This window comes from Streptomyces sp. NPDC093225 (genome assembly GCF_044753805.1).
In the GTDB taxonomy this organism is placed as follows: Bacteria; Actinomycetota; Actinomycetes; order Streptomycetales; family Streptomycetaceae; genus Streptomyces.
Genome location: NZ_JBIVNX010000031.1, coordinates 76609 through 99097 on the forward strand (window position 1 = coordinate 76609; position 22489 = coordinate 99097).

22 protein-coding genes and 1 pseudogene are annotated in these 22489 nt (G+C 70.9%); 20 read left to right on the forward strand and 3 right to left on the reverse strand.

The window, feature by feature from the left end; all coding sequences use genetic code 11:
* Nucleotides 1–123: 123 nt before the first annotated feature.
* From secY to truA, 10 genes are all read left to right on the forward strand, one after another.
* Nucleotides 124–1437 carry a preprotein translocase subunit SecY gene (gene secY, locus ACIQCH_RS25640; RefSeq protein WP_402584512.1) on the forward strand — a complete coding sequence of 438 codons (1314 nt, stop codon included), beginning with the start codon at nt 124–126 and terminating at the stop codon, nt 1435–1437.
* A complete protein-coding gene (locus ACIQCH_RS25645; RefSeq protein WP_402584514.1) occupies nt 1437–2093 on the forward strand; it encodes an adenylate kinase in 657 nt (218 codons plus the stop codon). The genes secY and ACIQCH_RS25645 overlap by 1 nt, the downstream gene beginning before the upstream one ends.
* A 171-nt stretch (nt 2094–2264) precedes the next feature.
* Complete coding sequence (map, locus tag ACIQCH_RS25650) at nt 2265–3116, forward strand: type I methionyl aminopeptidase (protein ID WP_402584516.1); 852 nt, start codon at nt 2265–2267, stop codon at nt 3114–3116.
* A 173-nt stretch (nt 3117–3289) separates the two neighbouring features.
* Nucleotides 3290–3511, forward strand: coding sequence for a translation initiation factor IF-1 (gene infA, locus ACIQCH_RS25655; RefSeq protein ID WP_003956442.1), 222 nt, complete (start codon nt 3290–3292; stop codon nt 3509–3511).
* Nucleotides 3512–3583: 72 nt separating this feature from the next.
* Entirely contained in the window at nt 3584–3697 is a 114-nt protein-coding gene (gene rpmJ, locus ACIQCH_RS25660; RefSeq protein WP_003956441.1) for a 50S ribosomal protein L36, read from the forward strand.
* Between the two features lie 182 nt (nt 3698–3879).
* Nucleotides 3880–4260 (forward strand): 30S ribosomal protein S13, encoded by a 381-nt coding sequence (gene rpsM / locus ACIQCH_RS25665; RefSeq protein WP_030201533.1) that lies wholly within the window; start codon nt 3880–3882, stop codon nt 4258–4260.
* A gap of 66 nt (nt 4261–4326) precedes the next feature.
* Nucleotides 4327–4731: a 30S ribosomal protein S11 gene (rpsK, locus tag ACIQCH_RS25670; protein ID WP_003948617.1), complete on the forward strand. Its 405-nt coding sequence runs from the start codon at nt 4327–4329 to the stop codon at nt 4729–4731.
* A gap of 176 nt (nt 4732–4907) precedes the next feature.
* Nucleotides 4908–5930 carry a DNA-directed RNA polymerase subunit alpha gene (locus ACIQCH_RS25675; protein WP_030201531.1) on the forward strand — a complete coding sequence of 341 codons (1023 nt, stop codon included), beginning with the start codon at nt 4908–4910 and terminating at the stop codon, nt 5928–5930.
* Nucleotides 5931–6047: 117 nt separating this feature from the next.
* The gene (rplQ, locus tag ACIQCH_RS25680; protein ID WP_402584518.1) at nt 6048–6512 is read left to right on the forward strand and encodes a 50S ribosomal protein L17; all 465 of its coding nucleotides are present in this window, start codon (nt 6048–6050) and stop codon (nt 6510–6512) included.
* A gap of 86 nt (nt 6513–6598) precedes the next feature.
* On the forward strand, nt 6599–7453 hold the full coding sequence (truA, locus tag ACIQCH_RS25685) for a tRNA pseudouridine(38-40) synthase TruA (protein ID WP_402584520.1): 855 nt from the start codon (nt 6599–6601) through the stop codon (nt 7451–7453).
* A 752-nt stretch (nt 7454–8205) separates the two neighbouring features.
* Here truA and ACIQCH_RS25690 read toward each other — a convergent pair.
* A complete protein-coding gene (locus ACIQCH_RS25690) occupies nt 8206–9015 on the reverse strand; it encodes a hypothetical protein (protein ID WP_402584522.1) in 810 nt (269 codons plus the stop codon).
* 209 nt (nt 9016–9224) lie between these two features.
* Here ACIQCH_RS25690 and ACIQCH_RS25695 point away from each other — a divergent pair.
* The 6 genes and pseudogenes from ACIQCH_RS25695 to glmM all read left to right on the forward strand — a co-directional run.
* Nucleotides 9225–9629: pseudogene (locus tag ACIQCH_RS25695) on the forward strand (ATP-binding cassette domain-containing protein); the annotation flags it as partial.
* Nucleotides 9630–10157: 528 nt separating this feature from the next.
* Entirely contained in the window at nt 10158–10748 is a 591-nt protein-coding gene (locus ACIQCH_RS25700; RefSeq protein ID WP_402584546.1) for an ATP-binding cassette domain-containing protein, read from the forward strand.
* A gap of 25 nt (nt 10749–10773) precedes the next feature.
* The gene (locus ACIQCH_RS25705; RefSeq protein ID WP_402584523.1) at nt 10774–12018 is read left to right on the forward strand and encodes a glycosyltransferase family 87 protein; all 1245 of its coding nucleotides are present in this window, start codon (nt 10774–10776) and stop codon (nt 12016–12018) included.
* 244 nt (nt 12019–12262) lie between these two features.
* Complete coding sequence (rplM, locus tag ACIQCH_RS25710) at nt 12263–12706, forward strand: 50S ribosomal protein L13 (RefSeq protein ID WP_402584524.1); 444 nt, start codon at nt 12263–12265, stop codon at nt 12704–12706.
* A gap of 43 nt (nt 12707–12749) precedes the next feature.
* Entirely contained in the window at nt 12750–13259 is a 510-nt protein-coding gene (rpsI, locus tag ACIQCH_RS25715) for a 30S ribosomal protein S9 (protein ID WP_402584526.1), read from the forward strand.
* Nucleotides 13260–13386: 127 nt separating this feature from the next.
* A complete protein-coding gene (glmM, locus tag ACIQCH_RS25720) occupies nt 13387–14745 on the forward strand; it encodes a phosphoglucosamine mutase (protein ID WP_402584528.1) in 1359 nt (452 codons plus the stop codon).
* 52 nt (nt 14746–14797) lie between these two features.
* On the opposite strand, the gene ACIQCH_RS25725 is transcribed toward glmM, so the two are convergent.
* The gene (locus ACIQCH_RS25725) at nt 14798–15745 is read right to left on the reverse strand and encodes a DUF389 domain-containing protein (RefSeq protein WP_402584530.1); all 948 of its coding nucleotides are present in this window, start codon (nt 15743–15745) and stop codon (nt 14798–14800) included.
* 52 nt (nt 15746–15797) lie between these two features.
* Entirely contained in the window at nt 15798–16787 is a 990-nt protein-coding gene (coaA, locus tag ACIQCH_RS25730; protein WP_402584532.1) for a type I pantothenate kinase, read from the reverse strand.
* A gap of 318 nt (nt 16788–17105) precedes the next feature.
* Between coaA and ACIQCH_RS25735 the strand changes: the two genes are divergently transcribed.
* From ACIQCH_RS25735 to ACIQCH_RS25750, 4 genes are all read left to right on the forward strand, one after another.
* Nucleotides 17106–17912, forward strand: a complete 807-nt coding sequence (locus ACIQCH_RS25735; RefSeq protein ID WP_402584534.1) for a hypothetical protein — start codon at nt 17106–17108, stop codon at nt 17910–17912.
* 262 nt (nt 17913–18174) lie between these two features.
* Nucleotides 18175–20022 carry a glutamine--fructose-6-phosphate transaminase (isomerizing) gene (glmS, locus tag ACIQCH_RS25740; RefSeq protein ID WP_402584535.1) on the forward strand — a complete coding sequence of 616 codons (1848 nt, stop codon included), beginning with the start codon at nt 18175–18177 and terminating at the stop codon, nt 20020–20022.
* 198 nt (nt 20023–20220) lie between these two features.
* Nucleotides 20221–20589, forward strand: a complete 369-nt coding sequence (locus tag ACIQCH_RS25745) for a holo-ACP synthase (RefSeq protein ID WP_402584537.1) — start codon at nt 20221–20223, stop codon at nt 20587–20589.
* 127 nt (nt 20590–20716) lie between these two features.
* Nucleotides 20717–22297: an NAD(P)H-hydrate epimerase gene (locus ACIQCH_RS25750; protein WP_402584538.1), complete on the forward strand. Its 1581-nt coding sequence runs from the start codon at nt 20717–20719 to the stop codon at nt 22295–22297.
* Nucleotides 22298–22489: the final 192 nt, after the last annotated feature.

A 22489-nucleotide genomic window follows, 5' to 3' on the forward strand; every position in this document is an offset into this window, starting at 1 on the left:
CGGTTGGTCGTTCCTAGGGGGGCGCTGTCGCCGGTAAGGTGGCCTGCACCTTTGCTTGTACACATACGTCGATCCTCAGACCGTCACCTCTGACGCAGTAGCGCGGGGGTCGCAGGAGGCACCGTGCTCACCGCGTTCGCCCGGGCGTTCAAGACGCCCGACCTGCGCAAGAAGCTGCTCTTCACGCTCGGCATCATCATGCTGTTCCGGCTCGGGTCGCACGTACCCGTCCCGGGCGTGGACTACAAGGCCGTCCAGTTCTGCGTGAACCAGGCGGGTTCGAGCAACAGCCTGTTCGGGCTGGTCAACATGTTCAGCGGCGGCGCGCTGCTGCAGATCACGATCTTCGCGCTCGGCATCATGCCGTACATCACGGCGAGCATCATCCTGCAGCTGCTGACCGTGGTCATTCCCCGGCTGGAGAACCTCAAGAAGGAGGGTCAGGCCGGCACTGCCAAGATCACGCAGTACACCCGGTACCTGACCGTCGCGCTCGCGATCCTGCAGGGCACCGGCCTCGTCGCCACCGCCCGCAGCGGCGCGCTCTTCTCCGGCTGCGCCCAGGCGGGCCAGATCGTTCCTGACCAGTCGATCTTCAGCACCGCCGTCATGGTCATCACGATGACCGCCGGTACCTGTGTCGTCATGTGGCTCGGCGAGCTCATCACCGACCGCGGCGTCGGCAACGGCATGTCGATCCTGATGTTCATCTCGATCGCGGCCGGCTTCGTCGGCGCCCTCTGGCAGATCAAGCTCCAGGGCAAGATCGCCGACGGCTGGGTCGAGTTCGGCGTGGTGATCCTCGTCGGCCTCGCGATGGTGGCCCTCGTGGTCTTCGTCGAGCAGGCCCAGCGCCGCATCCCGGTCCAGTACGCGAAGCGCATGATCGGTCGCCGCGCGTACGGCGGCACCTCGACCTACATCCCGCTGAAGGTCAACCAGGCGGGTGTGATCCCGGTCATCTTCGCTTCGTCGCTGCTCTACATCCCGGCACTGATCGTCCAGTTCTCCGGCTCGACCGCGGGCTGGGCCACCTGGATCCAGAAGCACTTCGTCAAGGGCGACCACCCGTACTACATCGCCGCCTACTTCCTCCTGATCGTTTTCTTCGCGTTCTTCTACGTGGCGATTTCTTTCAACCCCGAGGAAGTAGCCGACAACATGAAGAAGTATGGTGGCTTCATCCCGGGCATCCGGGCTGGCCGACCTACTGCCGAGTACCTGAGCTACGTGCTCAACCGGATCACCTGGCCGGGGTCGCTGTACCTGGGTCTCATCGCTCTTGTGCCGACGATGGCGTTGGCGGGCTTCGGCGCGAACCAGAACTTCCCGTTCGGCGGGACGAGCATCCTCATCATCGTGGGTGTGGGCCTGGAGACCGTGAAGCAGATCGAGAGCCAGCTCCAGCAGCGCAATTACGAAGGGTTCCTCCGCTGATGCGTATCGTCCTCGTCGGGCCGCCTGGTGCGGGCAAGGGAACGCAGGCCGCGTTCCTCGCGAAGAATCTGTCGATCCCGCACATCTCCACGGGCGACCTCTTCCGCGCCAACATCAGCCAGGGCACCGAGCTCGGCAAGAAGGCGAAGGCGTACATGGACGCCGGCGACCTGGTGCCGGACGAGGTCACCATCGGCATGGCCAAGGACCGCATGGAGCAGGCGGACGCCGTGAACGGCTTCCTGCTCGACGGCTTCCCGCGCAACGTGTCGCAGGCCGAGGCCCTCGACTCGATGCTGCAGGGCGCCGACATGAAGCTGGACGCCGTGCTCGACCTGGAGGTCCCCGAGGACGAGGTCGTCAAGCGCATCGCCGGCCGCCGGATCTGCCGCAACGACTCGGCGCACGTCTTCCACGTGTCGTACAAGGCGCCGAAGACCGAGGGCGTCTGCGACGCCTGCGGCGGCGAGCTGTACCAGCGTCCGGACGACACCGAGGACACCGTGCGCAACCGGCTGGACGTGTACCACACCCAGACCGAGCCGATCATCGACTACTACAAGGCCCAGGGCCTCGTCGTCACGATCTCGGCGCTGGGCGAGGTCCAGGACGTCACGCGGCGCGCGATGGGCGCCCTGAACAAGTCCGAGGGCTGATCTCGCGATCGCCCGACCGGGTGAGCTCCCGGTGGTGCGGTCCGCGACCGGAGTACCCGCTCGCCTCCGATCGCCCGTAGTACCCCGTACGGCCGCGGTGTCCGCTGGACGCCGCGGCCGTACTGTTGAGCAGAGCAGCCGAGACACCCGTCACACCCGGAAGGCAAGGGCATGGTCCAGATCAAGACCCCGGAGCAGATCGCGAAGATGCGCGAGGCGGGGCTGGTCGTCGCCGCCATCCACGCGGCCACCCGTGAGGCGGCCGTGCCCGGCGCCACCACGAAGGACCTGGACGAGGTCGCCCGCAAGGTGATCGCCGATCACGGCGCGAAGTCGAACTTCCTGGGGTACGGCGGCTTCCCCGCGACCATCTGCACCTCCGTGAACGAGGTCGTGGTCCACGGCATCCCCGACGAGAAGACCGTCCTCAAGGACGGCGACATCATCTCGATCGACTGCGGCGCGATCGTGGACGGCTGGCACGGCGACGCGGCGTACACCGCCTTCGTGGGCACGGGCCACGCGCCGGAGCTGATCGAGCTGTCCCGGGTGACCGAGGAGTCCATGTGGGCCGGCATCGCGGCCATGAAGCTGGGCAACCGGCTGGTGGACATCTCCAAGGCCATCGAGTCGTTCATCAAGCGCCAGCCGCGGCCGGCCACCGGTGACCACAGCCTCGGCCGGTACGGGATCATCGAGGACTACGGCGGCCACGGCATCGGTTCCGAGATGCACATGGACCCGCACCTGTTGAACTACGTCTCGCGCAAGCGGGGCAAGGGCATCAAGCTGGTCCCGGGCGTGTGCCTGGCCATCGAGCCGATGGTCTCGCTGGGCACCGCGCAGACCGAGGTGCTCGCGGACGACTGGACCGTCATCACCACGGACGGCACCTGGTCCTCGCACTGGGAGCACTCGATCGCCCTGACCGAGGCCGGCCCGATCGTCCTGACCTCGCCCGACTGCGGCAAGGCGAAGCTGGCGGAGTACGGCGTGACGACCGCGCCCGATCCGCTGGGCTGAAGCCCGCCCCGCCGGGCCGAGCAGGCCGCTTAGTGATCTATGTTGGTGGGCAAACTCTCCGGATTCGTCTTTCTGGGTGCCCTGACGTAGACTGACTCGTCGGCTCCTTTGCACCCGCATGTCCGCATGCGTCGCGAGGAGCTGATCAAGGTAGCCGATTCGAAAGGCGAAGCGTGGCCAAGAAGCAAGGTGCCATCGAGATCGAGGGCACCGTGATCGAGTCTCTCCCGAACGCCATGTTCAAGGTGGAGCTCCAGAACGGTCACAAGGTCCTCGCGCACATCTCCGGAAAGATGCGGATGCACTACATCCGAATCCTCCCGGACGACCGGGTCGTGGTGGAGCTCTCTCCCTACGACCTGACGCGTGGCCGGATCGTCTACCGGTACAAGTAGATCTTGTCGCACTCCCGTGCGGGCATTCGCCCCTGCGGGGTGGTGGCACTGACCCGGAGAACCTCACATCCCATGAAGGTCAAGCCGAGCGTCAAGAAGATCTGCGACAAGTGCAAGGTGATCCGCCGTCACGGCCGGGTCATGGTCATCTGCGACAACCTGCGCCACAAGCAGCGCCAGGGCTGACGCACGCCGACCTGCACTTCGCAGTTCTTCGCGCGACGTAAGTAACAACGTAAAAACGCAGAGCCCGCCCAGCCCGCAAGGGTCGGCGGCACCTCCGGCGGGGGCCGGGGACCCGATACGTACCTCATACGGCGGTCGGGAGCGGCTCTGTGGCAGACCCCCGAACACACAGGAGCCATTGAATGGCACGCGTTTCCGGTGTTGACATCCCGCGCGAAAAGCGTGTGGAGATCGCACTCACCTACGTCTTCGGTATCGGGCGCACCCGGTCCAAGGAGATCCTCGCCTCCACCGGCGTGGACCCGAACACCCGCGTTCGCGACCTGGCCGAAGAGGACCTCGTCAAGATCCGCGAGTACGTGGACGCCAACCTCCAGACCGAGGGTGACCTCCGCCGCGAGATCCAGGGCGACATCCGCCGCAAGATCGAGATCCAGTGCTACCAGGGCATTCGGCACCGCCGTGGCCTGCCGGTCCACGGTCAGCGCACCAGCACGAACGCCCGTACCCGCAAGGGCCCGCGTCGCGCCATCGCCGGTAAGAAGAAGCCGGGCAAGAAGTAGTCCTCAGCGGACTCGCTTTCCAGCGGTCTTGCTATAGGACCGACCACCTCCCTGTAGGAGTAAGAGATGCCCCCCAAGGGTCGTCAGGGCGCTGCCAAGAAGGTGCGCCGCAAGGAAAAGAAGAACGTCGCTCACGGCCACGCCCACATCAAGAGCACGTTCAACAACACGATCGTGTCCATCACGGACCCGACCGGCAACGTGATCTCCTGGGCCTCCGCCGGCCACGTCGGCTTCAAGGGCTCGCGCAAGTCCACCCCGTTCGCCGCGCAGATGGCCGCCGAGTCGGCCGCCCGTCGCGCGCAGGAGCACGGCATGCGCAAGGTCGACGTCTTCGTCAAGGGTCCCGGCTCCGGCCGTGAGACCGCGATCCGCTCCCTCCAGGCCACCGGCCTCGAGGTGGGTTCGATCCAGGACGTCACCCCCACCCCGCACAACGGCTGCCGCCCGCCGAAGCGCCGCCGCGTCTGACCCCGTTCTGCGGGTTCGACCAGCGCGTTTCGACGCACTGAGCTGAGTGTTCGGGCGGTACGGCCCCTCCGGGGGGTGTACCGCCCGTACGCTTGCAGTACCGCTGTCGCGCCGTACGGCGCGCAGCGACCCGTCGGACGTCAAATAGTGGGCGTCCACGACTGAAGGAAACAGACATGCTTATCGCTCAGCGTCCTTCGCTGACCGAAGAGGTCGTCGACGAGTACCGCTCGCGGTTCGTGATCGAGCCGCTGGAGCCGGGCTTCGGCTACACCCTCGGCAACTCCCTGCGCCGTACCCTCCTGTCCTCCATCCCGGGTGCCGCCGTCACCAGCATCCGCGTGGACGGCGTCCTGCACGAGTTCACCACCGTGCCGGGTGTCAAGGAGGACGTCACCGACATCATCCTGAACATCAAGCAGCTGGTCGTCTCCTCGGAGCACGACGAGCCCGTCGTGATGTACCTGCGCAAGCAGGGCCCCGGTCTGGTGACCGCCGCCGACATCGCGCCCCCGGCCGGTGTCGAGGTGCACAACCCGGACCTGGTCCTCGCCACGCTGAACGGCAAGGGCAAGCTGGAGATGGAGCTGACCGTCGAGCGCGGTCGCGGCTACGTCTCCGCCGTCCAGAACAAGCAGGTGGGCCAGGAGATCGGCCGCATCCCGGTCGACTCCATCTACAGCCCCGTGCTCAAGGTCACCTACAAGGTCGAGGCGACCCGTGTCGAGCAGCGCACCGACTTCGACAAGCTGATCGTCGACGTCGAGACCAAGCAGGCCATGCGCCCGCGCGACGCCATGGCGTCCGCCGGTAAGACCCTGGTCGAGCTGTTCGGTCTGGCCCGCGAGCTCAACATCGACGCCGAGGGCATCGACATGGGCCCGTCCCCGACGGACGCCGCCCTGGCCGCCGACCTGGCGCTGCCGATCGAGGAGCTCGAGCTCACGGTCCGCTCGTACAACTGCCTCAAGCGCGAGGGCATCCACTCCGTGGGTGAGCTCGTCGCCCGCTCCGAGGCCGACCTGCTCGACATCCGCAACTTCGGTGCGAAGTCGATCGACGAGGTCAAGGCGAAGCTGGCCGGCATGGGCCTGGCCCTGAAGGACAGCCCGCCCGGGTTCGACCCGACGGCCGCCGCCGACGCGTTCGGCGCGGACGACGACGCCGACGCCGGCTTCGTCGAGACCGAGCAGTACTGATTCACGCTTGCGGGAGGCCCGGGCGCTGTCCGGGCCCTCCGTACACCCGCCGGCAAAAGTCGGTAGGGACTGCCACCGGTACCTGATACGGCCGGTGCAGCACAGAGGAGAAACACCATGCCGCGTCCCGCTAAGGGCGCCCGCCTCGGCGGCTCCGCCGCGCACGAGAAGCTGCTGCTCGCCAACCTGGCGAAGTCGCTCTTCGAGCACGGCCGCATCACCACGACCGAGGCCAAGGCCCGCCGCCTGCGTCCGGTCGCCGAGCGCCTGATCACCAAGGCGAAGAAGGGCGACATCCACAACCGTCGCCTGGTGCTGCAGACGATCACCGACAAGGGCATCGTCCACACGCTCTTCACCGAGATCGCGCCGCGCTACTCGGAGCGTCCGGGTGGTTACACCCGCATCACGAAGATCGGCAACCGTCGTGGCGACAACGCCCCGATGGCCGTGATCGAGCTGGTCGAGGGCGAGATCGCCAAGAAGGCGACCGTCGCCGAGGCCGAGGCCGCCACCAAGCGCGCCGTCAAGGAGGCCGACGAGGCCACCGAGACCGCCGCTGAGGAGACCACGGAGGCCTGAGCCCCCTAGGTCGCCGCGAGGCTGGTGAACGGGCCCGTCCCCCTTCCGGGGGCGGGCCCGTTCCGCTGTTCTGAGAGGATTCAGGGGTGAGTGACGAGGTGGAGCCCGGTTTCGTCCGGGTGCGGCTGGACCTGTCGTACGACGGCAAGGACTTCTCCGGCTGGGCGAAGCAGGCGACGCGCCGGACGGTGCAGGGCGAGCTGGAGTCCGCCCTGCAGACCGTGATGCGGCTGGCCGAGCCGGTGGGCCTGACGGTGGCCGGCCGTACGGACGCGGGCGTGCACGCGCGCGGGCAGGTGGCGCACTTCGACCTGCCGGAGGCGGTGTGGGCCGAGCACGCCGACAAGCTGCTGCGGCGGCTCGCCGGACGCCTCCCGCACGACGTGCGGGTGTGGAAGGTGGCCGAGGCCCCGGCCGGCTTCAACGCCCGGTTCTCGGCGATCTGGCGCCGCTACGCCTACCGCGTGGGCGACCAGAAGGGCGGGGTGGACCCGCTGCGCCGCGGGCACGTGCTGTGGCACGACTGGACGCTGGACGTGGACGCCATGAACGAGGCCTCGAAGGCGCTGCTCGGCGAGCACGACTTCGCGGCGTACTGCAAGAAGCGCGAGGGCGCGACGACCATCCGCACGCTGCAGCGGCTGAGCTGGGAGCGGGCCGAGGACGGGATCGTCACCGCCACCGTGCGCGCCGACGCCTTCTGCCACAACATGGTGCGCTCGCTGGTGGGCGCGCTGCTGCACGTCGGTGACGGGCACCGGCCGGTGGAGTGGCCCGGGAAGGTGCTGGCCGCGGGCGTTCGGGACTCCTCCGTCCACGTCGTACGGCCGCACGGGCTGACCCTGGAGGAGGTCGGCTACCCGGCCGACGACCAGCTGGCCGAGCGCAGCCGGCAGGCGCGCAACGTGCGGACGCTGCCGGGGGCGGCGGGCTGCTGCTGAGGGGCTTACTGCCGAGGTGGGCTCGCCCCGTGGGAGGTCCGTCTTCGATCGCTTGAGGCGTGGCCTGTGGGTTCTGTGGGGGCCGGTGTCGGGGTGGTCCCCGCGCTTCGGGGGTGGGTCCCGTGATGTGTGGGTCCCCTCGGCGCTTGACAGCCCGTGGCCTGCAGGCCCTGCGGCAGGCCCACCCCGGAGGCTTTGGGGCTTCGCCCTGGCCTTCGGCCACCTCCGGCCCGGGCCTGCCTCCGGTCCAGCCTGCCACGGGCTGTCAAGCGCCTCCCCCACACACCACGGGACCCACCGGGCACCGCCAAGGAGACGTGCGGCCGTCGCACGCTCCGGGCAAGTCACCAGGCCAAAGTCACCAGGACCGCGTCACCAAGTCCGGGTAGCCGACGCTGAGCCGCCACGGCCGGGTCGCGCGCAGCCGGGCCGCCATCACCCGGGTCGTCGTCTCGCGAGGGAGTGGGCCGTCCCGTGGTGTGTGGGGGAGCCTCTTGAGGCGTCATGGCAGGCTGGTCCGGAGGCAGGCCCGGGCCTGGGGTGGCCGAAGGCCAGGGGCGGAGCCCCCTTGCCCCAGGGGTGGGCCTGCCGCAGGGCCTGCAGGCCATGGCGGGTCAAGAGGCGAGGGGACCCACACACCACGGGACGGCCCCACGAAGCGAGAGCAAGCCCCGACACCGATCCACCCAACGCAGCCCAGGCCCAGCCCCGCCCCGCCCGCCGCCCGCCCCACCCCGGACGGAGCGCCCCGGTCAGCCCTGGTGGCCGTCCGCCTCCGCGGCGGCGTAGCCGCGGCGGAGGATGCGCTGGAAGGTGCGTTCGGCCAGGTCGTTGCCGGCTCGGCGCACCTGCTCGTCCTTCTTGGTGGCGTTCTTGTTGCCGGTGAAGCCGGTGAGCGTGACGTACAGGTAGCGGCCGTAGGCGTTGGCCGTGCGTCGGCAGACGACCTTCGGGGCGCAGAACGGCTTGCTCTTGGACGCGGGCAGGGCCTCGACCCCGCCGTGCGCGTCGGCCTTGGCCGCGGCGGCCTGGGCGGCCGTGTCGAAGACGGCCACGCCCACGGTGACCTGGACGTCGGAGCGGGTGTAGTTCGCCCGCATGAAGAGCGTGCAGTGGTGCGCCGCGAGCACCTTGCCGAGGCCGGCGTCGGTGTTGCGGGTGCAGTCCTTGGTCGTGTCGCCGTCGCTCAGGGCGTACGTGCGGTCGGCGACCTTCGCGGCGCTGGTGCCGAAGAGCAGCCCGCCCCGCAGCGGGGCGGTGTCCTTGCGGGCGTCGGACAGGTACACCAGCGGATCGGGCATCTGCGAGGGGTCTCCGAAGGACGGCATGGCGTCCGCCGCCGCGGACCGGTCGTCGGTCCCGTCCTTCGCCCCGGGCTCCTCCGCGCCGCCGGTGGCGAGCAGGACGGCCACCACGGCGGCCACGGCGGTGGCGCCCGCGGCCCCGCCGCCCCACAGCAGCCGCTTCCTGCGCCGGTGCTGGGCCGCGTTCGCCTCGGCCAGCGCCTCCCAGTCCGGATGCGGCGGCAGCGGCTCCGGAACCTGTCCCTCCCCATAGGTCATGCGGCGCATACTAGGCGGCCGTCCGCGGGCGCCGGTACGGGCGGTGGGGGCCGGGACGGATATCGGGTTGGGCGGGAGCGGGGCGGCCCGTCACAATGCCGGGCATGGGACATCTGGAAGCCGGCCACCTCGAGTACTACCTCCCGGACGGACGCGTGCTGCTGCCGGACGCCTCCTTCCGCGTGGGGGAGGGCTCCGTGGTCGCCCTCGTCGGCGCGAACGGCGCGGGCAAGACGACGCTGCTCAAGCTGCTCTCGGGCGAGCTGCAGCCGCACGGCGGTTCGGTGACGGTGAGCGGCGGGCTCGGCGTGATGTCGCAGTTCGTGGGCTCGGTGCGGGACGAGACGACCGTGCGGGACCTGCTCGTGTCGGTGGCGCAGCCGCGGATCCGGGCGGCGGCGAAGGCCGTGGACGAGGCCGAGCACCTGATCATGACGGTCGACGACGAGGCCGCGCAGATGAAGTACGCGCAGGCCCTGTCCGACTGGGCGGACGTGCAGGGGTACGAGGCCGAGACGCTGTGGGACGTGTGCACGACGGCCGCGCTGGGGGTGCCGTACGACCGGGCCCAGTTCCGCGAGGTGCGCACGCTCTCCGGCGGTGAGCAGAAGCGGCTGGTGCTGGAGGCGCTGCTGCGCGGCCCGGACGAGGTGCTGCTGCTCGACGAGCCGGACAACTACCTCGACGTGCCGGGCAAGCGGTGGCTGGAGGACCAGCTGCGGGCGACCCGCAAGACGGTCCTGTTCATCTCGCACGACCGGGAGCTGCTCTCCCGGGCCGCCCAGAAGATCATCGCGGTCGAGCCGGGCGTCGACGGGTCGGACGTGTGGGTGCACGGCGGCGGCTTCGACACCTTCCACGACGCCCGCAAGGAGCGCTTCGCCCGCTTCGAGGAGCTCAAGCGGCGCTGGGAGGAGAAGCACGCCCAGCTGAAGAAGCTGGTGGTCACGCTGCGTCAGGCGGCCGCGGTAAGCCACGAGATGGCCTCGCGGTACGCGGCCGCCCAGACGCGGCTGCGGAAGTTCGAGGAGGCGGGTCCGCCGCCGGAGCCGCCGCGGGAGCAGGAGATCACGATGCGGCTGCGCGGCGGCCGTACCGGGGTGCGGGCGCTGACCTGCGAGAAGCTGGAGCTCACCGGTCTGATGAAGCCCTTCGACCTGGAGGTCTTCTACGGCGAGCGGGTGGCGGTGCTGGGCTCGAACGGCTCGGGCAAGTCGCACTTCCTGCGGCTGCTGGCCGGGGACGTCGAGCGGCCGGTGGCGCACGAGGGCCTGTGGAAGCTGGGTGCGCGCGTCGTGCCGGGGCACTTCGCGCAGACCCACGCGCACCCGGAGCTGTTCGGCCGCACGCTCGTCGACATCCTGTGGACGGAGCACTCCAAGGACCGGGGCGGGGCCATGTCGGCGCTGCGCCGGTACGAGCTGGACCGGCAGGGCGACCAGCCCTTCGACCGGCTCTCCGGCGGCCAGCAGGCGCGTTTCCAGATCCTGCTGCTGGAGTTGGCGGGCACCACGGCGCTGCTGCTGGACGAGCCGACGGACAACCTGGACCTGGAGTCGGCCGAGGCCCTCCAGGACGGGCTGGAGGCGTACGAGGGCACGGTGCTGTGCGTGACGCACGACCGCTGGTTCGCGAAGTCCTTCGACCGGTACCTGGTCTTCGGTTCGGACGGGGTGGTCCGGGAGACCACGGAGCCCGTCTGGGACGAGCGCCGTGTCGAGCGCAAGAGGTGATTCCGGGGCGCCCTAGTCTCTGCGCATGCGCTGGGAGAAGAGGGGCGAGGGCGCCTTCGGGGCGTGGCTGCTGAGGCCCGCCCCGCCGATCTGGCAGCTGGCCGCGGCGGGCGTGCTGGTGGCGGTGGCCGTGTCGGTCTCAGTGCGCACCGCCGACGGGGGGATGGACAACGCCATCGTGGTCCGGGCGGCGGACGCGCTGCTGGACGGCAGGTCCCCGTACGCCGACAAGCGCTTCCTGTACTTCCCGAGCGCGGTGCTCATGGCCGTGCCGGAGGCGCTGGTGCCGGTGGGCGTCCAGCGGGTCCTGGTTCCGCCGGGGACGTCGGCGCTGCTCGCGGTCGGCTGGTGGGCGGCGCTGCGGATCTTCTCGGTGCCGCTGCGCAGCCGGTTCGGGGTGCTGGGCCTCGCCGTTCTGGCGGCGGCCTACCAGCCGTACGCCAACCTGGTGCTGCTGGGGAACTGGACGTGCCTCTCCGCCGCCGCCCTGCCGCTGGCCCTGCTGGCCGCGCACCGGGGCCGCTGGGTGCGGGCCGGGCTGATCGTCGGCGCGGCCGTCGCGGCGAAGCCGATGCTGGTGCCGGTGGGGCTGCTCTTCGTCTTCGCCCGGCGGTGGCGCGGGCTGGCCGCCGTGGTGCTGGTGCCGCTGGGGGCCTCGCTGCTGGGCGCGGCCCTGATGCCGCGGCCCTCGCTGTTCTTCACCGGGACGCTGCCCTTCCTGCTCCGGGGCCAGGACTCCTTCGCGCTGCCCTGGGACGCCTCGCCGGTCGCGGTCCTGCCACGGCTCGGCGTACCCCAGCCGGCGGCGGTGGCCGTCGCCGGGCTGCTGGCGGCCGCGGGGCTCGGGTGCGCGTGGCGGCGCTGGCGGCGTGCGGACGAGGGGCCCCAGCGGCTGGTGGAGACGGCCTGCATGGTGATGCTCGCCGCATTCCTGGTCTCGCGGCCGTCCTTCGACCACTACCTCCTGGTGGTGCTCCCGCTGCTGCTGGCCTCGGGGGTCCGGGACGGCTCGATGCCGCGCTCCCCTTGGTTCTGGCTGGCGTTGGTGCCCCAGACCGCGGGCATTCCGTGGCCCTCGGAGTTCGAGAACAAGAAACGGGCGTTCCGGGACATGGCGACCCTCTGCTCGCTCGCCGGTCTGCTGGCCGGTCGTGCGCTGCGCGGGCGTCGGGTTACTCTGGAGCCCGTAACAACTGCGGGGTCCCCACCCAGGACCGAACCGGAGTGCGCCGCGACGCCAGTTCCATCGGCATCGCGGACCGCGTTTTGACCCGTATGGGTCCTCTTGGGTATCCTGCTGGTTTGTTATGCGTATGGGCTTTTTCATTCTCACGTGACAGGTCCCTACGCCGGTCCACCGGACCGATGACCAGCAGTTCAAGCCGTTCGTACGGGTTGCGTCCCCGATGCGAACGAGGGCTGTCGTGATCGTCCGTGGTGACCCTGTCAGGACCCGTCTCGCGGGGCTAGCGCCCCAGGGGACGACCCACCACTGAAGAAGCGAAGGCATACGCGTGCGTACGTTCAGCCCCAAGCCCGGCGACATCTCGCGCCAGTGGCTCGTCATCGACGCCCAGGACGTCGTCCTCGGCCGTCTGGCGACCCAGGCCGCCACCCTCCTGCGCGGCAAGCACAAGCCGACCTATGCCCCTCACATGGACATGGGCGACTTCGTGATCATCGTCAACGCCGACAAGGTTCACCTGTCCGGCAACAAGGCCTCGCAGAAGATGGCCTACCGCCACTCCGGCTACCCGGGCGGTCTGCGCAGCGTCCGCTACGACGACCTGCTCCAGAACAACCCGGAGAAGGCCGTCGAGAAGGCCATCAAGGGCATGCTCCCGAAGAACTCGCTGGGCCGCCAGATGCTCTCGAAGCTGAAGGTCTACCGTGGCGCCGAGCACCCCCACGCTGCGCAGCAGCCGGTGGCGTTCGAGATCACCCAGGTCGCGCAGTAATCCCGGCCACCACCTAAGACCGCAAAGAATTCTGAGGAGCATCGTGGCCGAGACCACCCCTGAGACCCCCGTCGAAGAGTTCGAGGGCGTCGAGGAGTACACCACCGAGACCGTCGTCGAGTCGGAGTACACCTCCGAGTCGCTCGCTTCCCGCTTCGGCGACCCGCAGCCGGCCGCCGGCCTGGGCCGTCGCAAGAACGCCATCGCCCGCGTCCGGATCGTCCCGGGCACCGGCAAGTGGAAGATCAACGGTCGCACCCTCGAGGACTACTTCCCGAACAAGGTGCACCAGCAGGAAGTCAACGAGCCCTTCAAGGTGCTCGAGCTCGACAACCGCTACGACGTCATCGCCCGCATCGCGGGTGGCGGCGTGTCCGGCCAGGCCGGCGCCCTGCGCCTCGGCGTGGCCCGTGCGCTGAACGAGGCGGACGTCGAGAACAACCGCCCGGCGCTGAAGAAGGCCGGCTTCCTCTCCCGCGACGACCGTGCGGTCGAGCGCAAGAAGGCCGGTCTCAAGAAGGCCCGTAAGGCCCCGCAGTACAGCAAGCGCTAATCTCCGCCTGCTGCTCTGTACGTATCCGCCCCGGCGGCACGCTCTGTGCTGCCGGGGCGGTTCGTTTAGCGCCACAAGCGTCGTATATCTGTTCCAAAGCTCCACAGCGCGAACTCGGAGGACAAAAGTGGGACGACTCTTCGGCACCGACGGTGTACGCGGCGTCGCCAACGCGGACCTGACGGCTGAGCTTGCGCTCGGCCTGTCCGTGGCGGCCGCACACGTGCTCGGCGAGGCGGGCACGTTCGAGGGCCACCGCCCGACCGCCGTGGTCGGCCGCGACCCGCGGGCCTCCGGCGAGTTCCTGGAAGCCGCCGTCGTCGCGGGCCTGGCCAGTGCCGGCGTGGACGTCCTGCGCGTCGGTGTGCTGCCCACCCCCGCGGTGGCGTATCTCACCGGTGCGCTGGGTGCCGACCTCGGCGTCATGCTCTCCGCCAGCCACAACGCCATGCCCGACAACGGCATCAAGTTCTTCGCCCGCGGCGGCCACAAGCTGGCCGACGAGCTGGAGGACAAGATCGAGACCGTCTACGAGCAGCACCGCACCGGTGCTCCCTGGGAGCGCCCCACCGGCGCCGGCGTCGGCCGCGTCCGCTCGTACGACGAGGGCTTCGACCGGTACGTCGCCCACCTGATCGGCGTGCTGCCCAACCGCCTCGACGGCCTGAAGATCGTCCTGGACGAGGCGCACGGCGCCGCCGCCCACGTGTCCCCCGAGGCCTTCGCCCGGGCCGGGGCCGAGATCGTCACCATCGGTGCCGAGCCCGACGGCCTGAACATCAACGACGGCTGCGGCTCCACCCACCTCGACCTGCTCAAGCGCGCGGTCGTCGAGCACGGGGCGGACCTGGGCATCGCCCACGACGGCGACGCGGACCGCTGCCTCGCGGTGGACGCCGACGGCAACGAGATCGACGGCGACCAGATCCTCGCGGTGCTCGCCCTCGCCATGCGCGAGGCCGGCCACCTGCGCGGGAACACGGTCGTGGCCACCGTCATGTCGAACCTGGGCTTCAAGCTGGCCATGGAGTCCGAGGGCGTCGAGCTCGTCCAGACGGCGGTCGGCGACCGGTACGTCCTGGAGTCGATGAAGGAGCACGGCTACGCGCTCGGCGGCGAGCAGTCCGGCCACGTGATCATCCTCGACCACGCCACCACCGGCGACGGCACCCTGACCGGCCTGATGCTGGCCGCCCGGGTCGCGGCCACCGGCAAGTCGCTGGCCGAGCTGGCCGGGGTCATGACGCGGCTGCCGCAGGTGCTGGTGAACGTCAAGGACGTCGACAAGTCCCGCGTCGCCACCTCCGGCGAGCTGGCCGCGGCCGTCACCGAGGCCGAGCGCGAGCTGGGCTCCACCGGGCGGGTGCTGCTGCGTCCCTCCGGCACCGAGCCGCTCGTCCGGGTGATGGTGGAGGCCGCCGACATCGAGCAGGCCCGCGCCGTCGCCGGGCGGCTGGCGGACGTGGTGAAGTCCGCGCTGGGTTAGTCCGTGCCGGGTCAGCCCGCGCCGGCGTGATCCGGGCCGGGCCGGGCCCGGATCACGCCTTGTTCTGGCGCACCCAGCGGCCCCGCTGGGTGCGCCAGAGCAGTTTCTGGGCGTAGAGCGTCAGCACGCCGGCCAGCATGATGCCGCCCAGGTTGAGCGCGAGCTGGATACCCGAGCCCCACATCTGCCCGTATTCGCCGTAGCTGAGCGCGACGGCGGCGTTGGCGGCGGCGGGCACGGTGGTGACCGAGATCGCCACGCCGACGAGGGCACCGGATTTCGCCGAGGTCAGGGACAGCACACCGGCGACGCCGGCCAACAGGGCCACGACGAACGAGAACGGGTCGGGCTGCCAGATGAAGCTGGTGTTCGGCCGCGGATTGTCGAGCATCGCCCGGCTGAAGAGGCCGAGCGCGTCCATGACCAGGCTGAACACGGTCGTGGCCACGATCCCCACGGTGAAACCCACGACCAGCGCCAGCAGCGAGCGTGCGGCCATCTTCGGTACCCGCTGCACCAGCGCCGTGCAGATGCCCGCGAGCGGACCGAACTCCGGGCCGACGGCCATGGCACCGACGATGAGGACGGCGTTGTCGAGGACCACGCCGCAGGCCGCGATCATCGTCGCGAGGATCATGAAGGCGGCGTAGGTGATGGTGAGGGTCGACTCCTCGTGGGTCGCCCCGGTCAGCTCCTCCCACAGCACCGCGTCGGCGGCCTCGCCCGGGGCCTCCTCCTCCGCGGCCTCGGCCCGGGAGGACAACGAGATGTCGATGTTCTCGACGGCGATCGAGCCGTCCTGGTCGATGCCCAGCCCGCGCAGCGCGTGCAGCAGCTCGTCGCCGGCTTCGCGGGCGACGTCGCACAGCACCAGGTCGCCCTGCGGATCGCGGGCGGCGCCGGGTAGGACCACCACGTGGGTCGTCCCGACCGTCTTCTCGATCACGGCGATCGCGCTGTCGGTCCGGTCGGACGGAGTGATGATCCGCAAGTGCAGCATGGCCGCACCCTAATGGCTCCCCAGCACCCCCGGGCCTCCTCGGGGCGTCTCCCTAGAGCTTGCGCAGGCTCAGTCGTTGCACCTTGTGGTCGGGGCCCTTGCGGATGATCAGGTTGGCGCGGCCGCGGGTCGGGGCGACGTTCTCCAGCAGGTTGGGGCGGTTGATGGTGCGCCACATCGTGCGGGCGTAGTCCAGCGCCTCCTCCTCCGAGACCTGGGTGTACTTCCGGAAGTAGGAGAAAGGATTCTGGAAGGCGGTCTCGCGCAACTTGCGGAAGCGGTTGAGGTACCAGCGCTCGATGTCCTCCGGACGGGCGTCCACGTACACGCTGAAGTCGAAGAAGTCCGCGAGCCCGACCCGGGTGCGGCCGTCCTTGCCGGGCAGGGCCGGCTGCAGGACGTTCAGTCCCTCCACGATCAGGATGTCGGGGCGGCGCACCACCAGGCGCTCGCCCGGCACGATGTCGTAGATCAGGTGCGAGTAGACGGGCGCCGTGACCTCGTCCTTGCCCGCCTTGATGTCGGCGACGAAGCGGGTCAGGGCGCGCCGGTCGTACGACTCGGGGAAGCCCTTGCGGGAGAGCAGTCCGCGCTCCGCCAGCTCCTTCATCGGGTAGAGGAAGCCGTCGGTGGTGACCAGCTCCACGCGCGGGTGCTCCGGCCAGCGGGCCAGCAGCGCCTGGAGCAGGCGGGCGACGGTGGACTTGCCGACGGCGACGGAGCCGGCCACCCCTATGACGAAGGGGGTGCCCTGTTGGGCGCCATGGCCGTTGCCGGCGTCACCGAGGAAGGTGTTCAGCGCCCCGCGCAGGTTGCTCGTGGCGCCGACGTAGAGGTTGAGCAGGCGGGACAGGGGGAGGTAGACGTCCCGGACCTCGTCGAGGTCGATGACGTCGCCCAGGCCACGCAGCCGCTCGACCTCCTCGGCGGTGAGGGGGAGGGGGGTGCGTTCGCGCAGGGCGCTCCACTCGGCGCGGGTGAGGTCGACGTAGGGGGAACCCTCTGCCCGGCGCGCGGTGCTTCGTGGCGGCGAAGTGATCACACTCCATTGTCGGCGCTGCGGGGCCCGCGTGGGTGGTGGGCTCGGTCACGTGGAGCGGCTCCCGTGGCCGCCCGGGAGCGGGTTTCGCGGGGCTGGTGGGGGTTCGTGTCACTGCGGGGGCCGGAGGGTTGTACGGGAACGTGTTGCGATCGGGCGCAGGTGCTGTGTCACGGTGGTCACGATTGGCCGTGGCGGCCGGAATTCGCGGGCGGACCGGGCGCCGATTGGTGATCATTACGGGGTCCGCGTGTGGGGGCTCCACTACTCCGAAGCGTCGCGCGGGGGGGATTTTTTCAGCACTTCGGGAGAGATGCAGCCATGCGCACCGCCGTTCGCCGTACCACCGCGCGCCGTACCGCCGTTCGCCGTACCGCCGTCGCCGCCACCGTGGCCTCGCTGGCCCTGGTCGTCACGGCCTGCGGTTCCTCCGACAAGTCGGCCGACGAGAAGGCCGACGCCGGCACCGGCAAGGCGGCGGCGAGCAGCGCGCCGGCCGAGCCGGCGGCCCGTCCGCTGTCCGCCTCCGAGCTGGAGCAGCTCGCCGTCGCGCAGGCCGACCTCCCGGGCTACAAGGTCGAGGACAAGGTGAAGAACCCGCCGGCGGAGGCGGGCAAGGCCGTCTCGGACAAGCCGGCCTGCCAGCCGTACGCGGACGCGATCGCGGGCGTCATCGGGAAGCCCGCCGCCAAGGCGCTGCGCTCGGCCGTGGCGCTGCCCAAGGACGCCGGCAAGGCGCAGACCCCGGAGCAGAAGGCCCTGGCGGGCCTGAACGCCCTCAAGTCGCCCGCGACCCGCGTCATCCTCGCCTCGTACGAGGGGGAGAAGGCGGCCGAGCACGTACTGACCCTGAAGAAGTCGGGCGCCGACTGCACGCAGGGCTTCACCGTGACCCAGGACGGCGAGAAGACCAAGATCAAGTCGATGGCGCCGATGGCGCTGGACGCCGGTGACGAGGCCTCGTCCTGGTCCTTCGTCATGGACATGGACGGCCAGCCCGCCGAGTTCAACATCGCCCTGATGAGCAAGGGCACCACGCTGGCCAGCTTCTACACCTTCAGCCTCGGCGGCTCGGTCAAGGAGCTGCCGAAGCCGATCATCGACGCGCAGGAGAAGAAGCTCGCCTGAGTGGGGCGTCGGATGTGATGCGCGCTGCGCGCTGCGCGCCGCGGGCCCACGGGGGTGGCTCGCGGCGTGCTTTGCGTGCTGTGCGTGCTGTGCGTGCTCTGCGTGCTCTGCGCGCTTTGCGCATGAGGGGGATCCTGCTCCGGGTGCCCGGTCGGCGGGTGCGTCCTGCGGGGCCCGTGCGGAGTGAGGGGCGCGCAACGGCGCACGGCGCGGGTTCGCGCGCTCCCCGGTGACGGCCCGAGCGCGGCGTAGGCTGCGGCCCATGTGCGGAATCGTCGGTTACGTAGGAGCGCAGTCCGCGCTCGAAGTCGTCATCGCAGGACTCAAGCGGCTCGAATACCGGGGCTACGACTCGGCCGGGGTCGCCGTGCTCGCCGACGGCGGACTGGCCGCCGCCAAGAAGGCGGGCAAGCTCGTCAACCTGGAGAAGGAGCTGGTCAGCCGTCCGCTGCCGAGCGGCTCCACCGGTCTCGGGCACACCCGTTGGGCCACGCACGGCGCGCCCAACGACGTCAACGCCCACCCCCACCTCGACAACTCCGGCCGGGTCGCGGTGGTCCACAACGGCATCATCGAGAACTTCGCCGCCCTGCGCGCCGAACTCGCCGAGCGCGGCCACAAGCTCTCCTCCGAGACCGACACCGAGGTGGTCTCCCACCTGCTGGCCGAGGCCTTCTCCTCCGTGGGCGACCTGGCCGAGGCCATGCGCCAGGTCTGCCGCCGGCTGGAGGGCGCGTTCACCCTGGTCGCCGTGCACGCCGACGAGCCCGACGTGGTCGTCGGGGCCCGCCGCAACTCCCCGCTGGTGGTCGGCGTCGGCGAGGGCGAGGCCTTCCTCGCCTCCGACGTGGCGGCCTTCATCGCGCACACCCGGTCCGCGATCGAGCTGGGCCAGGACCAGGTCGTCGAACTGCGCCGCGACGGCGTGACGGTGACGGACTTCCACGGCGCGCCGGCCGACGTGCGCGCGTACCACGTGGACTGGGACGCCTCCGCCGCCGAGAAGGGCGGCTACGACTACTTCATGCTCAAGGAGATCGCCGAGCAGCCGAAGGCGGTGGCCGACACCCTGCTGGGCCGCATCGACGCCGACGGCGTGCTCTCCCTCGACGAGCTGCGGATCCCCGACTCGGTGCTCCGCGAGGTCGACAAGGTGGTCATCGTCGCGTGCGGCACGGCGTACCACGCCGGCATGATCGCGAAGCTGGCCATCGAGCACTGGACCCGCATCCCCTGCGAGACCGAGCTGGCGAGCGAGTTCCGCTACCGCGACCCGATCCTCGACCAGCGCACCCTGGTCATCGCCATCTCGCAGTCCGGCGAGACGATGGACACCCTGATGGCGCTGCGGCACGCCCGCGAGCAGGGCGCGAAGGTGCTCGCCGTCTGCAACACCAACGGCTCGACCATCCCGCGCGAGTCGGACGCCGTGCTCTACACCCACGCCGGTCCGGAGGTCGCGGTCGCGTCGACCAAGGCGTTCCTGACGCAGCTGGTGGCCTGCTACCTGGTCGCGCTGTACCTGGGACAGGTGCGGGGCACCAAGTGGGGTGACGAGATCCAGGCCGTGATCCGGGAGCTGTCGGCCGCCGAGGGCGCGGTGGAACGGGTCCTGGAGACCATGGAGCCGGTACGGGAACTGGCCCGGTCGCTCGCGGACAAGGACACGGTGCTGTTCCTGGGGCGGCACGTGGGCTACCCGGTGGCCCTGGAGGGCGCGCTCAAGCTCAAGGAGCTCGCGTACATGCACGCCGAGGGGTTCGCGGCGGGCGAGCTCAAGCACGGGCCGATCGCGCTGATCGAGGACGACCTGCCGGTGGTCGTGGTCGTGCCGTCGCCGCGGGGGCGCTCGGTGCTGCACGACAAGATCGTCTCGAACATCCAGGAGATCCGGGCCCGCGGCGCCCGCACGATCGTGATCGCGGAGGAGGGTGACGAGGCGGTGGTCCCGTACGCCGACCACCTCGTCCGGGTCCCGGCGACGCCGACCCTGCTCCAGCCGCTGGTGGCCACGGTGCCGCTGCAGGTGTTCGCGTGCGAACTGGCGACGGCCCGGGGCAACGAGGTGGACCAGCCGCGCAACTTGGCCAAGTCGGTGACGGTGGAGTGATTTTGTGGGTGGCTTGATGTTGGTGGGTGGTCGGGCTTTGTCGGGTGGCGGGGCTTTGTCGGGTGGCGCGGCCTTGTCGGGTGGCGCGGCTTTGCTGGGTGGGGCGGCTTTGCCGGGTGGGGCTTGCGTGGGTGGCGTGTGCTCTGGTGGGGCGTGCTCGGGTGGGGCGTGCGTCGACGCGGCGCGGGGGTGCCACGCGTGATCATCGGCGTGGGTATCGACGTCGCGGAGATCGACCGTTTCCAGGAGGCGCTGAACCGCCATCCCGGGATGGCCACCCGGCTCTTCCTTGACCGGGAGCTCATGCTGCCCAGCGGTGAGCGGCGCGGGATCGCGTCGCTCGCCGCCCGGTTCGCGGCGAAGGAGGCGCTGGCGAAGGCCCTGGGCGCGCCGCCCGGGCTGCTGTGGACCGATGCGGAGGTGTTCGTGGAGGAGACCGGGCAGCCGCGGCTGCGCGTCTCGGGGACGGTGGCGGCTCGGGCGGAGGTGCTGGGGGTGAAGTCCTGGCACATCTCGCTCAGCCATGACGCGGGTGTCGCGTCGGCGGTGGTCATTGCTGAGGGGTGAGGTTCGGGGTGGGGTGAGGTGGGGGGTGGGTTGAGGTTGGGGGTGGGTTGAGGTTCGGGGCCCGTTGAGGCTCGGGGTGGTGCGGTGCGCCCCGCCGCTGCGGGCCGTGCGTGGCAGGCTGGCTGGCATGCGTACCGCTTACAGCGTGGAGACCGTACGGGCCGCCGAGCGCGTGCTGATGGACCGGTTGCCGGAGGGGGCCCTGATGCAGCGGGCGGCCGCGGGCCTGGCTGCCGCCTGCGCCGGGTTGCTGGGACGGGTGTATGGGGCCCGGGTGGCCCTGTTGGTGGGCACGGGCGACAACGGCGGGGACGCGCTGTACGCGGGCGCCCGCCTGGCCCGGCGCGGTGCCGGGGTGACGGCCGTTCTCATGGACCCGGAGCGCGTGCACGCGGGTGGGCTCGCGGCGCTGCGCGCGGCCGGTGGGCGGGTCGCGGAACGGGTGCCCGCGCGGGCGGACCTCGTCGTGGACGGCCTGTTGGGCATCGGCGGCCGCGGCGGACTGCGGCCCGCGGCCGCGGAGTTGGCCGGTCAGGCCGCCGCGGCCCGGGCGGCCGGGGCGACCGTGGTCGCGGTGGACCTGCCGAGCGGGGTGGACGCGGACACCGGCGAGGTGGCCGGGGCTGCGGTGACGGCCGACGCCACGGTCACCTTCGGGGCGTACAAGCCCGGCCTGTTGGTGGACCCGGGGGCCGGGCACGCGGGCGCGGTGCGGCTGGTGGACATCGGTCTCGTGCTGCCGGCCGCGGCGGACCTGGAGGCCCTGCAGTACGCGGACGTGGCGGCCCGGCTGCCGGTGCCGGGGGCGGCCAGCGACAAGTACCGGCGGGGGGTCGTGGGCGTGGTCGCCGGTTCGGCCCGCTATCCGGGCGCGGCCGTCCTGGCCGTCGCGGGCGCGCTGCGCGGGGGTGCCGGGGCCGTGCGGTACGTCGGCCCGGCCGCGGACGCGGTGCTGGCGCGCTATCCCGAGACGCTCGTGCACGACGGCCCCCCGTCCAGGGCCGGCCGGGTGCAGGCCTGGGTCGTCGGTCCGGGGCTCGGCGAGGACCGCTCGGCGGTCGTGGACGTGCTGGGCGCCGCGGACGTGCCGGTGCTGGTGGACGCCGACGGGCTGCGCGGGCTCGACCCGGCCCTGTTGCGGGCCCGGCGGGCCCCGACCCTGCTGACTCCGCACGCGGGCGAGGCGGCGGCGCTGCTCGGCGTGGCGCGCGAGGACGTGGAGGCGGGGAGGGTCCGGGCGGTCCGCGAACTGGCCTCCCGCTTCGGGGTGGTGGCCCTGCTCAAGGGGTCCACGACGCTTGTTTGTGGGGGTGTGGCGGGTGGCGTGGGTGGCGTGGGTGGCGTGGGTGGGGTGCGTGGTTTGGGTGGCGCGGATGGTGCGGGTGCTGATGAGGTGCGGCTGCGCGTGAATCCGACGGGGACGGCTTGGCTCGCCACCGCGGGCAGTGGGGACGTCCTGTCGGGGCTGGCCGGATCGCTGCTGGCCGCGGGGTTGTCCGCGCTGGACGCGGGGTCGGTCGCGGCTCATCTCCACGGGCTCGCGGCGCGGCTGGCCGCGGTGGGGCGGGGGGTTCCGGGTGCTCGGGGTGCGGCGGGTGCCGGGGGTTCTGCGGGTGCCGTCGGTTCGGTGCCCGGGGGCGGTCCGGTTCTGGCGCATCAGGTGGCGGAGGCGCTTCCGGACGCGTGGCGGGAGGTTTCGCGGGGCTGAGCCCTGGTGCGGCGGTGCCCGGTGTCGGGGGTGGGCTCGCTCTGCGGGCCGCCCGTGGTGTGTGGGCCGGTGTCGGGGCGCCGTGGGTGGCGGCCGGCCCGTGGTGTGTGGGTCCCCTCGGCGCTTGACAGGGGCGGCCTGCAGGCCCTGCGGCAGGCCCACCCCAGGGGCAAGGGGCTTCGCCCTGGCCTT

Bases quoted from the DNA above. Each gene is read 5' to 3' on its own strand.
- ACIQCH_RS25675 (WP_030201531.1), top strand. From the start codon at position 4,908: ATGCTTATCGCTCAGCGTCCTTCGCTGACCGAAGAGGTCGTCGACGAG.
- rplQ (WP_402584518.1), top strand. From the start codon at position 6,048: ATGCCGCGTCCCGCTAAGGGCGCCCGCCTCGGCGGCTCCGCCGCGCAC.
- ACIQCH_RS25690 (WP_402584522.1), bottom strand. From the start codon at position 9,015: ATGACCTATGGGGAGGGACAGGTTCCGGAGCCGCTGCCGCCGCATCCG.
- rpmJ (WP_003956441.1), top strand. From the start codon at position 3,584: ATGAAGGTCAAGCCGAGCGTCAAGAAGATCTGCGACAAGTGCAAGGTG.
- ACIQCH_RS25705 (WP_402584523.1), top strand. From the start codon at position 10,774: ATGCGCTGGGAGAAGAGGGGCGAGGGCGCCTTCGGGGCGTGGCTGCTG.
- ACIQCH_RS25735 (WP_402584534.1), top strand. From the start codon at position 17,106: ATGCGCACCGCCGTTCGCCGTACCACCGCGCGCCGTACCGCCGTTCGC.
- ACIQCH_RS25700 (WP_402584546.1), top strand. From the start codon at position 10,158: ATGAAGCCCTTCGACCTGGAGGTCTTCTACGGCGAGCGGGTGGCGGTG.
- rpsK (WP_003948617.1), top strand. From the start codon at position 4,327: ATGCCCCCCAAGGGTCGTCAGGGCGCTGCCAAGAAGGTGCGCCGCAAG.
- rpsM (WP_030201533.1), top strand. From the start codon at position 3,880: ATGGCACGCGTTTCCGGTGTTGACATCCCGCGCGAAAAGCGTGTGGAG.
- glmS (WP_402584535.1), top strand. From the start codon at position 18,175: ATGTGCGGAATCGTCGGTTACGTAGGAGCGCAGTCCGCGCTCGAAGTC.
- map (WP_402584516.1), top strand. From the start codon at position 2,265: ATGGTCCAGATCAAGACCCCGGAGCAGATCGCGAAGATGCGCGAGGCG.
- ACIQCH_RS25725 (WP_402584530.1), bottom strand. From the start codon at position 15,745: ATGCTGCACTTGCGGATCATCACTCCGTCCGACCGGACCGACAGCGCG.
- ACIQCH_RS25645 (WP_402584514.1), top strand. From the start codon at position 1,437: ATGCGTATCGTCCTCGTCGGGCCGCCTGGTGCGGGCAAGGGAACGCAG.
- ACIQCH_RS25750 (WP_402584538.1), top strand. From the start codon at position 20,717: ATGCGTACCGCTTACAGCGTGGAGACCGTACGGGCCGCCGAGCGCGTG.